The sequence below is a fragment of the Pseudoalteromonas sp. MER144-MNA-CIBAN-0113 genome (assembly GCF_040308965.1).
GTDB classification, from domain to species: domain Bacteria; phylum Pseudomonadota; class Gammaproteobacteria; order Enterobacterales; family Alteromonadaceae; genus Pseudoalteromonas; species Pseudoalteromonas tetraodonis.
This window is the reverse complement of sequence record NZ_JBEOOG010000359.1, coordinates 1-272: the sequence shown is the minus strand read 5'-3', so window position 1 is coordinate 272 and position 272 is coordinate 1. Positions and strand designations below refer to the sequence as shown.

1 protein-coding gene is annotated in these 272 nt (G+C 40.8%); it reads right to left on the bottom strand.

Annotated features, from left to right (window positions below):
• The coding region (locus AAEY57_RS20040) for an alcohol dehydrogenase catalytic domain-containing protein (RefSeq protein WP_502935508.1) at window positions 1-272 on the bottom strand (272 nt) is incomplete at both ends.

Below are 272 nucleotides of genomic sequence, written 5' to 3'. Positions count from 1 at the left end.
GCTTGTAATTTACCTAATTCAAACAAAGCACCAAATGCTGTTAAATATACTTCACTTATTGCAGCGCCCTCTCTCATAGACACGTCATCTGGTAACTCCATTAGCTGTTTGGCATCAACCGCAACATATTCACTGTAAGCACCACCAGCACATAAAGCAAAAACGCGTTTATTAAGCCAAATTTTATCAACTTTACCACCAATATCGCAAACGATGCCTGCGCACTCTAATCCTAATATTTGGCTGTCATCTTTTGGCGCCGGATACTTACC